Source organism: Tardiphaga sp. 37S4 (assembly GCF_021044645.1).
Taxonomy (GTDB): domain Bacteria; phylum Pseudomonadota; class Alphaproteobacteria; order Rhizobiales; family Xanthobacteraceae; genus Tardiphaga; species Tardiphaga robiniae.
The window spans coordinates 1,322,061-1,337,865 of record NZ_CP088008.1 but is presented as its reverse complement, the minus strand read 5'-3'; the positions used below and the strand labels follow the sequence as shown (position 1 = coordinate 1,337,865).

The window sequence follows — 15,805 nt, the reverse complement described above, 5'->3', positions numbered from 1 at the left end:
GGTCGCTTCGTCAACTGAAAACCGTAAATGCGGCGATTTGACTTCGCCGAGAACCGCTACTTAAGCATAGGTCTAAACATGTTGCAGCGCCCACGCATTACTACGCGTACTCTTACATATTGCGGAATCCTTTTTTCGGCAGGCTTGTTTTCGGCAGGGCTGGCTCCCGCATTTGCAGCTGATCCGACCGGCGATTGGAAGGTCGAGGACGGCGTCGCGCATATTCGTGTTGCTGAATGCGGTGGCAGCATGTGGGGGGCCGTAGCCTGGGAAAAGACCCCCGGCGGGATCGACAAGAACAATCCCGATGCCACCAAGAAGGCGCGCCCCACTCTGGGCATCGTGACATTGCTGGACATGAAAAAGAATGCCGCAAACGACAAATGGGCGGGTCAGGTCTACAATGCCAAGGACGGAAAATTCTATAAATCGACGATCAAGCTCGGTGATACTGCTGACGAACTTGAAATCGAAGGATGCGTCCTTGGTTTCCTGTGCGGCGGTCAGACCTGGACGCGCGTAGGCCCGTCGATTCCATCGAGCCCCTCGAACCTCACCGCCAAGGGCGCCCTGCCCAAGGCAGGCGCCGCCACCGGCGGCAAGATGGCCCCAGCGGCTACTCCGACAGCTGCTGCTGCACCCAAGGCTGCACCGGCTCCCGCTGCCGGCGCCCCCAAGGCCGCCGCTCCTGCCGGTCAGAAAACCGCTGCAGCGCCGGTGCCGGGACAGCCGGCCGATATCGGCGATATCTGCCTGCTGCCCGAAATCAACAAGGTCACTCACTAGTCTCGCGCGGCTTACCCATGAGAGCCGGCTGGAATAACAGCACGGCCGCCAGCGTCACGACAAAGGACATCGCGAGCAGTTTACCCATGCTCGCGGTGCCCGGATGGTTCGACAGCCACAGGCTACCGAACGCCGTGGCAGTCGTCAGCGCGCTGAAGAAAATCGCGCGTGTCAGCGATGACTGCAGCAAGTTCTTGTAGCCTGCCCGCCAGGCCGTCACATAGTAGATCTTGAACGCCACGCCGACGCCGAGCAGCAGCGGCAGCGCGATGATGTTGGCGAAGTTCAGTGGCAAGCCGATCAGCACACAGATCTCCAGCGTGACCGTTCCCGCCACCAGCAAGGGAACGATCGTCAGCAACACGTCGCTGATGCGCCGCAAAGCCAGCCATAGCAACAACGAGATCGAAAGCAGCGCCCAGATGCCCGCATGAATGAAGGCGGTCACAATGGTGTCGCCCGACTTCAGGATCGAGATTGGACCACCGACGGCAAGCGGCTCGGACTTCAGCACGGCGTCGGCGAACTTGCGCAACGTGTCGTTATCGTTCGGATCGCCGTTGGGCTGCGCCTCGACGCGGATCTGGCCATCCTTGGTCTTCCACGAATTCACCAATTCGGCTGGCAAGGTCTGCAAACTGATCGGGCTCGCCTGCATCAAATTACGCAACTGCCCCAGCGCGAGCTTAAGCGGCACCACAAAGGTCGCCTGCACTTGATCGCGCACAGGCTGGCTAGCATCAGCGGTCTTGGCCAATGCATCCGCCAGACGCTTGGCGGCGACGGCGCCGGGACTGGTCTGCGTTCCTGCAAGTTTGCGCAGGCTCGCCGCCGAATCCTTCAGAGAAGTGACGTTTTCCGCATCGGTCGGCGCCTTGTCGATCGACTCGGGATTCAAAGCCGGCTCGAGAATTTTCGCGCCTTCCTGAATCGCCTTCAGCTTGGCGGGCTGATCCTCAGGAACGAAGCTGCCGAGCGAAATCGTACGAGCAACTTCCGGGACCTTGGAGAGACGTTCTTCGACCTGTTTCGCAGCGGCCTCGTTTGGCGCCATGATGTTGACCGCATTGGCGCCGGTGTTCGGATCCTTGCGCAGATCGAGGAAGGTCGCGATCGACTCGACGTTCGGATTGCGCAGGTTGATCGGATTGAAGTCGAACTTCAGGAAGTAGAGTAATGGCAGACCGGCGATCGTGAGCGCCAATGTGATGCCGATAATCCAGAAGCGCTTCTCTTCCAGGAAACGGTCGACAGGCGCCAGGAACGCATAACCGACGGGCTCCTTTTCGCCCGCGGGATTCAACAGGTCGAGCAGTGCCGGCAGAACGGTGATGCTGGTCAGGAACGCGATCATCATGCCGGCGCCCGCGATCTTGCCGAGTTCAGACACGCCTTTGTAATCGGTCGGAAGGAACGACAGAAAGCCGGCAGCCGTTGCGAAAGCGGCGAGCGACAGCGGCACGGCGCAATATTCGGCCGCCTTCGTCAAAGCGAGCGGCAGGTTGTCGTTCTTGTAACGCTCGGAGCGGTAACGCACGCTGAACTGGATGCCGAAATCGACACCCAAGCCGACGAACAACACGGCAAATGCAATCGACAGCAGGTTCAGCGAACCCACCATCATGAGACCGACGGCGGTCGTTGTGGCGAGGCCCACGAATAGCGTTGCGAACACGGCACCGATGATCTTGGCCGAGTGCAGCGCCATCCAGAGGATGACCAGCACGATCAAAACCGTACCGATCCCGTTGACGATGGCTCCATCCTGCACGGTGGAGAATTCCTCGTTTGCGATGGGGACCGGGCCGGTCAACCGCACGCGTGCGCCGTATTCGCCAGCGATGTTCAGGTCGATCGCAGCCTGCCGGATCGCATCTGTCGCGGTCTTGCCGGGCTCAAGCGCGTTGAAGTCGAGGATAGGCTTGATTTCGATGAAGCCACGCTTGTCGCCATCCGTCAGAGGCCTGTCGCTGACCAGCCCGCGCCATGAGAAGGTGCCCTTGCCGTTTTTCAGCACGTCCTCAACGGTCTGCGAGACGGCGTTGAAGGTCGGCGCTGCAGCGTCAAGCTGAAGCTGCCCACGGCGAATGCCGGTAAGGCCGGTCTCCAGCGCGCCGGTGAGACCGCGCAGACTGGGATCGCCGGCCATGATTTCAATCAGGGGAGCAGCTTGCTGGAACTGGCCCGTCAGTTGCGCAACTTCCTTGGTCGGCAGGAACAGCAAGCCGTTTTTCTCGAAGAACGCTCCGCCATCCAATCGGCGAACCGAGTCGAAATCCGTCTTGTTGGTGACCAGCTTCGCTTCCATCGCATTGGCTGCGGCATTGGCGAATTCAGGCGTGGGCGCCTCAACCACCGCGATAATCAGTCGCTCCTGGTCGAAGGCCTTATCGAAGGCAATGTCGCGCTGACGCCAATCGAGATTGGGCGAAATCAGCTTGTTGATGTCTGTATTGATCGAGAAATTCTTCGCCGTGTAATAGCTCGCGCCAATCGAAAGAAGCACACAAACGAGCACCACCGGCAGGGCAAACCGGGTGCAGAAGTTCACGACCGAGACGACAACTCTTGTCAGCACGCTTTTTCTTTCTATTTGGGCGAGGCACGCAAAGAATGCGGTTCACGAGGGAGGGTTCCGCAAACCATTACTTTCGCATTGGATGCGCTTTGCTTTCAGCAATGTGATGGGATGGCATAAAACGTGCTGATCAGCGTAGCAACGGCCGTGTTAGCGACGCCTCGTCGCGCCGTAAAGTGACGAACAAGTGAGAGTTTTCAGGTTCTTGTGCCGCAACCGCAAGATATTACCGCAACCCGGCCAGTTGTCGCAAACCACGTTTTCGGTTCGTGATTGCATACTGAGTGATTTTTGTCACACAGAACGGCTCACATATCCAGCTGGGCTGGATATGTGCCTGATTGTGGTACAGAATTAAGGATTATACCGGAATCGATTATGGACTATGTACCACGTGCTTGATCGTCGTCCCCTTGAAATCTTTCTGGCTCAGCCGCGCGGCTTCTGCGCGGGCGTCGTGCGTGCCATCGAGATCGTCGAGCGTGCTCTCGAGCGCTACGGCGCGCCGGTCTATGTCCGCCATGAGATCGTCCATAACAAATACGTGGTCGAAAGCCTGAAGGCCAAGGGCGCCATTTTCGTCGAGGAACTCTCCGAAGTGCCTCCGAATGCCATGACCGTCTTCAGCGCCCACGGCGTCGCCCGGAGCGTCGAGGAAGAAGCGGCCAGCCGTGGCCTGCCTGTTTTGGATGCAACTTGCCCGCTTGTCACCAAGGTCCACAACCAGGGCAAGCGGTACATGTCCAAAGGCCGTAAGGTCATCCTGATCGGCCACGCAGGCCATCCGGAGGTCGACGGTACCATGGGACAGGTACCCGGCCCGGTTTACCTTGTTCAGAGCGTTGAGGACGTCAAGGCACTGACACTGCCACCGCGGGAACCGGTCGCCTATATCACCCAGACGACCCTCAGCGTGGATGACACCAAGGACATCATTTTGGCCCTGGAACAGCGTTTCAGTGACATTGAGGGCCCCGATACCCGCGATATCTGCTATGCAACACAAAACCGCCAATCTGCGGTAAGAGACCTCAGTAAACTTGTAGACGTCATCCTGGTCGTCGGGGCGACCAACAGTTCCAACTCGAACCGGTTGCGCGAAATCGGCACCGAAGTCGGTGTCGCAAGTTACCTCATTGCCGATGGCAGCGAACTCAACCCCGTCTGGTTGAAGGATGCGCGTGCCGTAGGCATCACGGCTGGCGCATCCGCGCCAGAAGTGCTTGTAGATGACGTGATCGAGACCTTACGGCGGATCGGGCCGGTTGCGGTGTCGGTGTTGCCCGGACGTGAAGAGAATATCGAATTCAAGCTACCCGCCGAACTGACCGCGGTTTGATCCACCTTCGTCACGATGTGATGCGCAGAGAGAAAATTCGAAATGGCCATTCCGTTTTTTAAAGAAATGAAGATCGGCTCCTATCTCTTGAAGAAGAAGCTGACTGGCCAGAAGCGCTATCCGCTGGTGCTGATGCTGGAGCCACTTTTCCGCTGCAACCTGGCCTGTGTCGGCTGTGGCAAGATCGACTATCCGAACGCTATCCTCAACCGCCGCATGTCGGCGCAGGAATGCTGGGATGCTGCGGACGAGTGCGGCGCGCCGATGGTTGCGATCCCGGGCGGCGAGCCGCTGATCCACAAGGAAATCGGCGAGATCGTGCGCGGCCTGGTCGAGCGCAAGAAGTTCGTCTCGCTCTGCACCAACGCGCTGCTGCTGGAGAAGAAGCTCGACCTGTTCACGCCGTCGCCCTACCTGTTCTTCTCGGTGCATCTCGACGGTCTCAAGGATCATCACGACAAGGCCGTGTCGCAGGAAGGCGTGTTCGACCGCGCCGTCTCCGCGATCAAGGCCGCCAAGGCCAAGGGCTTCGCCGTCAACGTCAACGCGACCATCTTTGACGGCCACGCGGCCGAGGACATTGCCAAGTTCCTCGACTTCACCGTGGAGCTCGGCGTCGGCGTCTCGATGTCGCCCGGTTATGCCTATGAGCGCGCACCGGATCAGGAGCACTTCCTGAACCGCACCAAGACCAAGAAGCTGTTCCGCGACGTCTTTGCACTCGGCAAGGGCAAGAAGTGGAACATCATGCATTCCGGCCTGTTCCTGGACTTCCTCGCCGGCAACCAGGAATACGAGTGCAAGCCGTGGGGCATGCCCGCACGTAACATCTTCGGCTGGCAGAAGCCCTGCTACCTGCTCGGTGAAGGCTACACCAAGACCTTCAAGGAATTGATGGACACCACCGATTGGGACACCTACGGCACCGGCAAGTACGAGAAGTGCGCCGACTGTATGGCCCATTGCGGCTACGAGCCGACTGCCGCGGACGCAGCCATCAGCAACCCGTTCAAGGCCATGTGGGTGGCGATGCGCGGCGTGAAAACGTCGGGCCCGATGGCGCCGGAAATCGACCTTACCAAGCAGCGTCCGGCACAGTACGTGTTCTCGTCGGAAGTGCAGAAGCGCCTGTCGGACATCCGCAAGGAAGAAGCTGTCGCCGCTGCCGCCAAGGCAGAGGAAAAGGCGCAGAAGGCTTCGACCGCCGCCTGAGCGATTTCAAGCTGAATATAAAAAAGGGGCGCGATGCAGATCGCGCCCCTTTTTCTTTGAAAATTGAATTCGCGAGACGCCCGGCAAACACCGCCAGAGCAGCGCTCAGACGTCCGCGGAAACGAGGTTGGTGTGACCCAGCAGATAGCTGCGGCAGTCGCGCAGGCTGCGCAGTGCACGATTGAAATCGCGCCCCGTCGAAACCAGCGCCCGAATCACCAGCGGATTGCGGGCGATGCCGCGCAGCACCTTGCGCAGATCGACATCACCATTGGGTTTGATCGCAGTGGTGGCGATTTCCGGCAGGGCGCGATGGGCGGGATCGCTGACGACGCGCAGTGCGGCGAACGGCAGTCCGGCCATGGCGGCAAATTCCGCGGCGATGTGGCTTTCCATATCGACGGCAGCGGCGCCGAATTCCGAGCGCAGCGCGGCCTTGCCGGCCTGCCCCGTCACGACCTTCTCGACACCAACCAGACCACCGCGAAACACTTTCTGGCGGCCGACGCCGGCACCGGCGATCAGTTCGTCGCTAAGGACCTCAGACGCTGACCAACGGCTGTTGCCGGCCACCACTTCCGTGGCCACGACGACAGCGCCTGATTTGAGATCGGGATCGAGGCCGCCGGCGACGCCGAAGCTGATAACGCCGCGGATGGTGGCGGGGTCGAAGTCAGCCAGCAGGCTGCGGAGCTGGACAGGGTCACTTGAACTGCAAATCACGGTCATTCCCGGCCCGGCAGCGATCTTCGCTTCCTGGACCAGCCCCGTGACGATCAATACCGGCCGCGGGTCGGTTGTATCACCCGCGGTCGAAATGCCCCCATCGCCCAAAATCACATCCCAACCCCTACGGTCTTGCTGTTGGTGCTCTTCAAATTCCGGAACCGCGCCAACGCCCAGAGCGGGAAGAATTTCGAGTAGCCATGATAACGCAGATAAAACACACGGGGGAAGCCGGTAGCGGTGTAACGGGCCTCGTCCCAGAGTCCTTTTTCCGTCTGTGTGTCCATCAGGTACCGCGTTCCACGGGCGACAGCCGGATTATCGACCTCGCCTGCCGCCATCAGGGCAAGCAAAGCCCATGCCGTTTGCGACGACGTGCTCGGGGCCGCCTCGAATCCCTTGTAATCGAGTCGGTAGCTGACCACATCTTCGCCCCAGCCGCCGTCCTCGTTCTGGATCGACAGCAGCCAGGCCACCGCCTTGCGGAACGCCGGATCCTGGTGGTCAATGCCAACAGCATTCAGCGCACACAGCACCGACCAGGTGCCGTAGATGTAGTTCAGGCCCCAGCGGCCATACCAGGAGCCCTCCGCGAGCTGGGTACGGCGCAGATATTCCACACCGTCTGCCAGCGGCTTTGAGGTCTCGACGGTGTCACCAAGCTGCGCCAGCATCGAGACGCAGCGCGCGGTGACGTCCTCCGTCGGCGGATCGAGCAGTGCACCATGGTCCGAGAACGGGATGTTGTTGAGGTAATATTCGAGGTTATCGACCTCGAACGCCGCGAAGCCTCCGTCGCTGCTCTGCATGCCCAGAATCCACTCCCGGCCGCGATCGAGCGCAACGTCGTATTCCTTGCCGCCGGTCTGACGGCGCGCGCGGTCCATCGCCATCATCACCACGGCCGTATCGTCGAGATCCGGGTAATAGGCGTTGTTGTACTGGAACGCCCAACCGCCCGGACGCAGGTCCGGCCGCTTCACCGCCCAGTCGCCCTTCACGTCGAGCACCTGCTTGGTCGCCAGCCAGTCGAGCCCTTCTTTCGCCGGACCGAACGCTTCATCGCCGCCGGTCTCCAGCATCGCATGCGCGGTCAGCGCGGTGTCCCACACTGGCGATACGCAAGGCTGGCAATAGGCTTCGACCTCACCGACAATCAGAAGCTTGTCGATACCGCGCCGCTGGATGGCGCGGGGCGGATAGTCGGCGGGGAAGCCGAGCACTTCATACATCATGACCATATTGGCCATCGGCGGATAGATCGCGCCGAGACCGTCTTCGCCGTTCAGGCGCTCCTCGCAAAACTCGACGGCTTTCGCGATCGAATGGGCGCGGAGTTTCTTTGGGAAATACGGTTCGGCGGCGCGGAGCAGAATATCGATGCCGGTGAAGAAGGCGAACATCGCGCGACTCTGATGCGGCGCGCGTTTAATGCCACCGATCCTGGATGGATCTTCCAGGAACAGCTCGTCGATGCCGACGCCCTTCTTGTTCTGCGCGCGCGGCTTCAGCGCTGCGAGCACCATGAGCGGCACGATCGTGGTGCGCGCCCAGTAGGACATCTTGTTGAGGTGGAACGGAAACCACATCGGCAGCAGCATGATCTCAACCGGCAGCACCGGAGTGGCGCGCCAGGAGAGGATGCCGAACATCGCGAGCAGAAAGCGCGTGAAGACGTTGACGTTGACAGCGCCGCCGCGCGAGCGGATCGCTTCGCGGGCGCGGACCATATGCGGCGCGTCGGTCGAATCGCCGATCATCTTCAGCGCGAAATACACTTTCACGCTGGCGCTCATGTCGAAGTCGCCGTCCTGCACCAGCGCCCAGCCGCCATGCTTGCCTTGGGTGCGGCGCAGATAGTTGGCGATCTTGCCTTCAAGCTCGGCATCGACGGGCTCGCCGAGGTAGTGCCGCAACAACACATATTCTGACGGGATCGTGCCGTCGGCTTCGAGCTCAAATACCCAATGGCCGTCAGGCTGCCGGAACTTCAGCAGGCCCTGCTTCGCCGAAGCGATGCTCGTCTCGAGCGCCGCGTTCTGAATTGTGATCTCTGGACTGACCGAATGCATCTCGCTCGCCATATCTCCGTACTCGTCGTGAATGATCGTCTGGCTGCGCAACAGTCAGCGCATCGCCAGAACGAGATCGGCCGCGCGGTCACCCGACCGCACCGATCCCTCAATAGTCGCCGGCAGACCGGTATCGGTCCAATCGCCTGCAAGAAACAGGTTCTTGAAATCGGTGCGCGTGCCCGGACGCAGGGCATCTTGGGCAGGCGTAGCCGCAAAAGTAGCACGGCGCTCGCGCACGATCTGCCAGGCGGGCAGCGGCGCCTGGATATTCGAAATCTTGCAGATCTCGTCCCAGATCTGTTGCGCAAACTGTTCGCGCGGTGTGTTCACGAAACGGTCGCCATTGCTGATCGTGATCGACAGGCGATTGTGGAAAGCAAACAGCCATTCCACCACACCGCCGACAACGCCAATCAGCGGCGCGTGGCCTGCTGGCGGAACATAATTGAAATGCGCATTCACGATCGCGCGGAATTCGGTCGGCGTCTTCACACCTGGCAATAGCGACTTCGCGGCCCATGGCGGAACAGCCATCACGACGACATCGTCCGCGCTAAGCGTGATGACGTCTTCAGCGCCAAACTTCAGCTCGGTGACGCGATCACCACTCATGGTGTAACCGCGCAACTCATGGCCAAAATGAACGCCTGCGCCCTTGGCACGCAGCAATTCGATCGCAGGCTCGACCAGAACATCGCTAAGACCAGCGCGCGCGATCAGCGGGCGGCACGCCTGGCCGCCTGCCAGCAGCGTTTCGCGCACGATGGCGCCGGCCAGACCAGCCGACCCTTCCGGCGGATCGACATTGAGCGCGGCCAGCAACAGTGGCTGTACCAGACGATCGTAGAGGACGCCTTCACAGCGAATGGTATCGCCGACCAGGCGACTATTCGATGACCAGATCAGCGGCGACAGCGCGAGATAATCGGCAACTGATGTGTCCGGGACGCGGCGCGTCTTGTCGAACAACCATGTCGGGATCTTGCCATCGCCGAGATCGAGCTGCCAGCGCTTGCCGGTTTTGGCATCGGCAAATGCGAATTGTGCCCGCTGCGGACCAACGAGCCCGGCTTCGGTGCCGATCGACTTTACATAAGCGACGACATGGCTGTTGCCCGACAGAACCAGATGGTTGCCGTTGTCGATCTGGAGCTGTGTCTGCGCGTCGAAATACGACCGGCAGCGGCCGCCGGCCTGCTGCGTCGCCTCATGGACGTGGACCTTGAAGCCGGCATTGACGAGACGCACGGCGGCCGACAGGCCGGAAACGCCGGCACCAATGATATGAGCGGTCTTTTGCATCAGATGATCGCGTATCGCAGCAGGATCGCTATCTTGGAGGCCTTGCCGAGACGAACGGGGTCGCGCGGCAAAGCAAAGCCGCGCGCCACCAGCAATTCCAGGATGGCGTGATAATATTTCGACATGATCCGCGGCGCGCGCACCACGCGGCGCTTGTTACGCGCCATGATCTCGTCGGATTTTTCGAAATGCGCCTGCGCCCGCTTCACCAGCGGCACACAGACCTTCGGCAATGCCGGGCTGGCGCGCACCACGTCGGGATCGCTCGACGTGATGCCGGCGTGATAGAGCAGCTCACGCGGCAGATAGAGACGACCGATACCGGCGTCTTCGTCGATATCGCGCAGGATATTGGTGATCTGCAGCGCACGGCCGAGATGATGCGCAAGCAGAATGCCATCTTCGTCCGGCATGCCGAACACCTTCACCGACAGGCGTCCGACGGCACTGGCAACACGATCGCAATACAGATCGAGCGTTGCGTCATCGGGCGCGCGAATATCTGCAGGGATATCCATCTCCATGCCGTCGATGACGGCGATGAAATCCTCCTTGCGCATGCCGAATTGCTTGATTGGCCCGGCATAGTCGCGCACACGCGCCGGCGGATTGCCTGCATAGAGCGCATCGATATCTGCGCGCCACTGCTGCATGTCGGCGAGCCTGACGTCGCGCGGACCATCGGAATCCGCGATATCGTCGACCTGACGGCAGAAGCTGTAGATCTGGAACATCGCATCGCGCTGGGCACGCGGCAGAATGCGCATCGCGGCATAGAACGAGCTGCCGGCAGCAACGCCCTGAACCTCGCTCTGAGATTCGCTATTATTCACCTGGCTCGTCATCTGGTTCATGCGCCCGGCGTCGTCGAACGAGGCATCGGCGCGCTGGTGGTGGCGCGGCGCCACAGCCCGCCGGCAATGCCGGCTAGCGCGTAGCCAGCCATGCTGGCCTTCGAGAGATGGACCTTCTCACTCAGCGGATCGCGCAACTTCAGCATCTTCAGGATCTGCCAGGCAAAAGTCTCGATGACGGCCACATCACAGCCCAGCCGGACGTCGGCGATATGGACCGTCAGTGTCTCGCTCTCATGCATCAGGGTCTCGGTCTTGGCGACCAGCTCGCGAATACAGGCCAGCAGCGCCGGCGACGCCTTCGCCTGCTTGAGATCTTCCACCGAGGCCCCGTGCCGGTCCAGCGTGTCCTGCGGAATGTAGACCCGATCGAGATCGCGATAGTCGTTGCCGCAATCCTGCAGGTGATTGTTGATCTGCAAGGCCGCGCACAGCGCATCCGACGCCGGCCAGGTGGCTTTGCTTTCGCCGTGCACGTCGAGCATGAAACGTCCGACCGGCATCGCCGAGAACGAACAATAATGAATGAGCTCATCCCAGTCGGCGTAGCGCAGCTTGGTCACGTCCATCCGAAAAGCTGTCAGGACGTCGAGCGCATGACGCGGGGGCATCTCGCGCATCTGGAGCGCCTCGCGCAGAACGACGGCTTCGGCCTGGCCGTCACCCTGACCGAGCAGGTCGGCCTCCAGCTCGTCGAGCAGGGCCAGTTTCGCCGGTGCATCGAGCAGCGCGTGATCGGCAATGTCGTCTGCGGTCCGGACGAAATTATAGAAGGCAAGAATCAGCGCCCGGTGGCGCGGATGGATAATCCACGACGCGACAGGAAAATTCTCGTCACGATCGGTCTTGCCGGATCGCAGTTCGCTCGCAGGGGTCATCCAGAACTGGCTACGTTGGATTTGAACAGGGTGGCTCGGGGGCCGCCAAGGTCCGGTAATACCGGCAGGCGGGGTCGGCCGCGAGCCCCCATATAGGGCAAATTGGCCCGTGAGACCAATGCCAATATGCCACTTTCGGCCGCAGCCGGTGCCGGGCCGGATCACGTCTTGGCGGGCTCGCGGCGAGACCAAAACGGCGCCACGAGCCCGGAATCTCGCATTAGGGCGGGGTTATTGGCCGTGGCTGACCAGCACGTCGTTGCAGGCCTTGCTGATCTTGGGGCGGTTTTCCTTCAGGCAGGACAGAACAACGAGGTCGCCCTGATCCATGACGGCGCGGCAGAGCTTCTGCACGTCGCGGGTGCAGGCCTTCTGCTCCGCGTCGGTGCCGCTGCGGGGCTGGTTTTGCTGGGCCAATGCGCCGGTCGAGGCAGATGCGGAAAGCACGGACAGTACCAGGAGAAATTTACGCATTGTCTTCCTTCAGTATGGTGACGAGATCACAGCCCGTGTGGTGCATAGCATAAACTGAAACATTCGCATCGCCGGGAAGGCTTTATCTTCAGGCACATCGGCGAATTCGCGGCGATGGATGCAATCAGGACACAGAACATTCCCGCCACCACAGGCACGAATAAATGCGGCGAAAGCTTGCGCACATGGCCGCACTGGCTGCAGCGCCGGCCGATGCCACCCCGCAGGACAAGATAAGGTTTTAGGACAATTGTTCAGACGCGCATCACCTCCGCCCGTTCCGCTCCGGGAACCTTCGCGCTTGTGGGCGGTGACATGTTACTTTTACAATCGTCCAATTATGATCGCTCTATTGAACCTAAAGATGTGCAGCGACACTTAAGCTTCGATGAGGCGCGGCATAACTCGGTTACACAGCGCTATTTTGGGAAAACTTACATGACATTCCATTCTGCAAAGCGGTTCGGGCACGCCCTCAAGGCCGCTGGCGCTGGCGCGATCCTGCTGCTGTCGGTGTCCGCAGGCCATGCCCAGTCCGGACCGTTCGCCGGCTTCGACGGGGCCTGGAGCGGTACCGGAACGGTCTCCATGTCGGACGGGTCCTCGGAGCGCATTCGCTGCCGGGCGACCTACAAGGTGGATGGCGGCGGCAGCGCGCTGGCTCAGACGCTGCGCTGCGCCAGCGACAGCTACAAGTTCGACCTCTCCAGCAATGTCACCAGCCAGGGCAACAATGTTTCGGGCAGCTGGAGCGAAGCCAGCCGCAACGTCTACGGCAATCTGGTCGGCAAGGCGGGTGGCGGCCAGATCGACGTCTTCGTCGAGGCCGCGGGCTTTGCGGCCAACATCACGCTGACGACCCGCGGCAACAAGCAGTCGGTGTCGATCAGCTCCAAGGGCGAAATTCGCGGCGTTTCGATCAATATGGTCAAGAGCTGACGCCGGCTTCCACGCCATTCACAAAAAAGCCCCCGGAGCGATCCGGGGGCTTTTTTATTTGATCGTCCTTGCTATGCGCGGTTGATTACTTCTCTTGCTTCGCAAGAACCGAACTGCCCGTAAGGCGCTGCTGCAGATTGATCAGCCACATCGCGGTCGGGCGCAGGATGAACAGGTCGGCCACCAGTGCCGCGACCATCGAGAAGGCGCTGAGCCAGCCGAACAGCCGCAGCGACGGCAGATCCGAGAACACCGTCACCACGAGGCCGCAGGCCAGCACCACCGTCGTCAGGATCAGCGCGGGACCAACGAGCACAGTCGCACGCTCGACGGCGATCGCGGGATCGGTGCCCGGCGTGTCTTCCAGACGCAAACGGTTGAGGAAGTGGATCGTGGCGCTAAGGCCGAGACCGAAGGACACTGTCAGTGCCACCACACTGGCGAATTGCAGCCCCTCCCCGAGCAGCCACAATACGAAGCCGGCCAGCACCACCGGGAAGATGCCCGGCAGGATACAGGCCAGCATCACCACCCACGAGCGGAACGCGAGGCCGATGAAGACGGCGACCAATCCGAATTCGATGGTCAGGCCGTGATTGAGCTTCTCGATCATCCCGGCGCTGTTACGCGCCGCGATCGCCGAGAGGCCGGTCACCGCAATCTCATAGCCCGGGTGCTTGGTGCGAACGGCATTCAGCGCATTGTCGAGCTTGTCGACCACCGGCAGGATCTTGCTCGAATCGCTGTCGGGCACACGGCCGGACACCACCACCGCCGTCTGGTCCGCCGAGATGAAGCGGCGCACCAGATGTTCGGGTATTACGCTGACATATTCCTTCAGCGTCGCGACATCCGACGAACCGGCCTTCTCCGCCAGCCAACGCCGCAGCGTTTCCAGCGACCAGACGTTACCCACACCGGCCTGCTTCTCGACCATGGCGTGGACTTCGGCGATGGTCGCCAACGTGTCCGGCGAATAAAGATCCGCGCCCTTCGGAAACTCGATCAGCACGTCGATCGGATTGGCGCCGGTCAGCTTGGCGTCGAGCCGTCCGCTGGCCGCAACCGCCTGCTCCTTGTCCGGCACCTGATCGGCCAGCCGATAGCGCGGCTCGAGATTGGCATAAACGATCCCGAGACCAACGACGACGACGAGCGAGATCAGGCTGAACAGACCAGGACGACCGACCATGCGCACCGCGATCCAGTAACAGAAGGCGCGCAGCGCCTGCACGCCGGCATCGGCGGTCTGGAACTTGGCGGCGAAGATCTTCTCGTTGCGCACCAGCAGCACGCCGAACACCGGCACCAGCGACAGCACCGCAACCAGCGCGATGATGGTGGCCGTGAGGCCGGCCTCGCCGAAGGCGCGGATCAGGTCCGAGTCGGAGAACTGCAACGCCAGGAACGAAATGCCGGCGGTGCCATGGGTGAGGACGCAGGCGGGACCCACGACACGAACCGCATTGGTAAATGCCGAATACTTGTCCTCGCCTGCGATCAACCGGTCACGCGCCGCGAAAGTGAGCTGCATCGAGTCCGCAAAACTGATCACCATGATCAGCGGCGTCATCACATTGAGGAACATGTTGAGGCTGAAGCCGGCCCAGCCGAGCGCGCCGAGCGACAACAGGATCGCCAGCAGCGGCGGAAACGCCGCGATGATCATGAACGAGATCTTGCGGAAGAAGATGATCGCAATGACGCAGCCGGCGAGAATGCCGGCGATGTTATAGATCAGGCCGTCGCGCTCGACCGCGTTGCGGATTTCGAGCTGCATCACCGGCACGCCCGACAATTCCTTGGTCAGACCGCTATTGGCCAGGTCCTCATTCATGGTCTTGCGGATATCGGCGACGACGGTGCTGAGCTTGCTGTTGCTGACCACGGCCGGGTCGAGCGACAGCACCACCAGCGCCAGAGTTCCATCGTCGGACAAAAGCTTGCCGCGGATCAGCTCGTTCTGCTTCACCGTCTCGATGAACTTGTCGTAGTCGGCGCCTTCAGGAAGATCGTTGGGAAACAGCGCTGCCGGCAACTTGCCGGGGGCCGGCGTCTGGCGCGCCGAGAAGATCGAGATCAGCCCCCGCACGCCATCAACCAATTGCAGGTCGGTGACGAGGTCGCGCATCTTTCCAAGATTGTCGCGCGCAAGCAGCGTCTTGCCTTCGAGCACCACGAGCACGTCGAACTCGGTGGACGGGAAGCGCTTCGTCACTTCCTCGTATTGCTTGTATTCCTTGCTGTCAGAACGAAATAGCTGGCTTAGCGAATCGTCGATCTTGATGCGCTGGATGCCAAAGATCGCACCGATCACCAGCGCGAGCAGGATCACGCAAGACAGCACCGGTGCCTTCACCGCGATCAGACCGATGCGCTCGAGCCCGAAGGCGATGCTGATCGGCCCCTTGCGCAATTTATTCATATCCGCGTCGTGGGGGGGAACCGTATCGTGCATACCCTGTCCAGTCCTGTCGTCAGCGGCGTCTGCCTAGCAAGCGTCGCGGGCAGTAGTAAGGCTGGAATCGGCGAGACCGAACAGCGCTAGCCCTTGAAAACATGCGGTAAATTTGCCGCGGGCAGATGTAGCAGGTCTGTATGACATATCGCAAGGCGGCGCGCGCGCCGAGGTTGCGTTTCAG

At 61.0% G+C, this 15,805-nt stretch carries 12 protein-coding genes; 4 read left to right on the top strand and 8 right to left on the bottom strand.

Features of this window, described 5'->3' with window-relative positions; genetic code table 11:
- Window positions 1-78 precede the first annotated feature (78 nt).
- Entirely contained in the window at window positions 79-786 is a 708-nt protein-coding gene (locus LPB73_RS06305) for a DUF2147 domain-containing protein (RefSeq protein ID WP_231080001.1), read from the top strand.
- On the opposite strand, the gene LPB73_RS06300 is transcribed toward LPB73_RS06305, so the two are convergent.
- Entirely contained in the window at window positions 776-3,364 is a 2,589-nt protein-coding gene (locus tag LPB73_RS06300; protein WP_231080000.1) for an MMPL family transporter, read from the bottom strand. The genes LPB73_RS06305 and LPB73_RS06300 overlap by 11 nt on opposite strands.
- Before the next feature lie 385 nt (window positions 3,365-3,749).
- On the opposite strand from LPB73_RS06300, the gene ispH reads away from it, so the two are divergent.
- Together ispH and hpnH are read left to right on the top strand one after the other, a co-directional pair.
- On the top strand, window positions 3,750-4,703 hold the full coding sequence (gene ispH / locus LPB73_RS06295) for a 4-hydroxy-3-methylbut-2-enyl diphosphate reductase (protein WP_231079999.1): 954 nt from the start codon (window positions 3,750-3,752) through the stop codon (window positions 4,701-4,703).
- A 42-nt stretch (window positions 4,704-4,745) separates the two neighbouring features.
- Window positions 4,746-5,915, top strand: coding sequence for an adenosyl-hopene transferase HpnH (hpnH, locus tag LPB73_RS06290; protein WP_120292861.1), 1,170 nt, complete (start codon window positions 4,746-4,748; stop codon window positions 5,913-5,915).
- A gap of 105 nt (window positions 5,916-6,020) precedes the next feature.
- Here hpnH and LPB73_RS06285 read toward each other — a convergent pair whose 3' ends face one another.
- The 6 genes from LPB73_RS06285 to LPB73_RS06260 all read right to left on the bottom strand — a co-directional run bounded on the left by LPB73_RS06285 (window position 6,021) and on the right by LPB73_RS06260 (window position 12,224).
- The gene (locus LPB73_RS06285) at window positions 6,021-6,755 is read right to left on the bottom strand and encodes a phosphorylase (protein ID WP_120292863.1); all 735 of its coding nucleotides are present in this window, start codon (window positions 6,753-6,755) and stop codon (window positions 6,021-6,023) included.
- Complete coding sequence (gene shc / locus LPB73_RS06280) at window positions 6,752-8,725, bottom strand: squalene--hopene cyclase (RefSeq protein ID WP_414716870.1); 1,974 nt, start codon at window positions 8,723-8,725, stop codon at window positions 6,752-6,754. Before shc ends, LPB73_RS06285 begins: the two co-directional genes overlap by 4 nt.
- A 42-nt stretch (window positions 8,726-8,767) precedes the next feature.
- Window positions 8,768-10,018, bottom strand: a complete 1,251-nt coding sequence (gene hpnE / locus LPB73_RS06275) for a hydroxysqualene dehydroxylase HpnE (protein ID WP_231079998.1) — start codon at window positions 10,016-10,018, stop codon at window positions 8,768-8,770.
- A complete protein-coding gene (gene hpnD, locus LPB73_RS06270) occupies window positions 10,018-10,872 on the bottom strand; it encodes a presqualene diphosphate synthase HpnD (RefSeq protein WP_374725736.1) in 855 nt (284 codons plus the stop codon). Before hpnD ends, hpnE begins: the two co-directional genes overlap by 1 nt.
- Window positions 10,869-11,750 (bottom strand): squalene synthase HpnC, encoded by an 882-nt coding sequence (hpnC, locus tag LPB73_RS06265; RefSeq protein WP_068735856.1) that lies wholly within the window; start codon window positions 11,748-11,750, stop codon window positions 10,869-10,871. Before hpnC ends, hpnD begins: the two co-directional genes overlap by 4 nt.
- Window positions 11,751-11,981: 231 nt before the next feature.
- On the bottom strand, window positions 11,982-12,224 hold the full coding sequence (locus LPB73_RS06260; protein WP_068735855.1) for a cysteine rich repeat-containing protein: 243 nt from the start codon (window positions 12,222-12,224) through the stop codon (window positions 11,982-11,984).
- A 438-nt stretch (window positions 12,225-12,662) separates the two neighbouring features.
- Here LPB73_RS06260 and LPB73_RS06255 point away from each other — a divergent pair, with 438 nt between their 5' ends.
- A complete protein-coding gene (locus tag LPB73_RS06255; RefSeq protein ID WP_068735853.1) occupies window positions 12,663-13,163 on the top strand; it encodes a hypothetical protein in 501 nt (166 codons plus the stop codon).
- Between the two features lie 85 nt (window positions 13,164-13,248).
- On the opposite strand, the gene LPB73_RS06250 is transcribed toward LPB73_RS06255, so the two are convergent.
- On the bottom strand, window positions 13,249-15,588 hold the full coding sequence (locus LPB73_RS06250) for an efflux RND transporter permease subunit (RefSeq protein WP_231079997.1): 2,340 nt from the start codon (window positions 15,586-15,588) through the stop codon (window positions 13,249-13,251).
- Window positions 15,589-15,805: the final 217 nt, after the last annotated feature.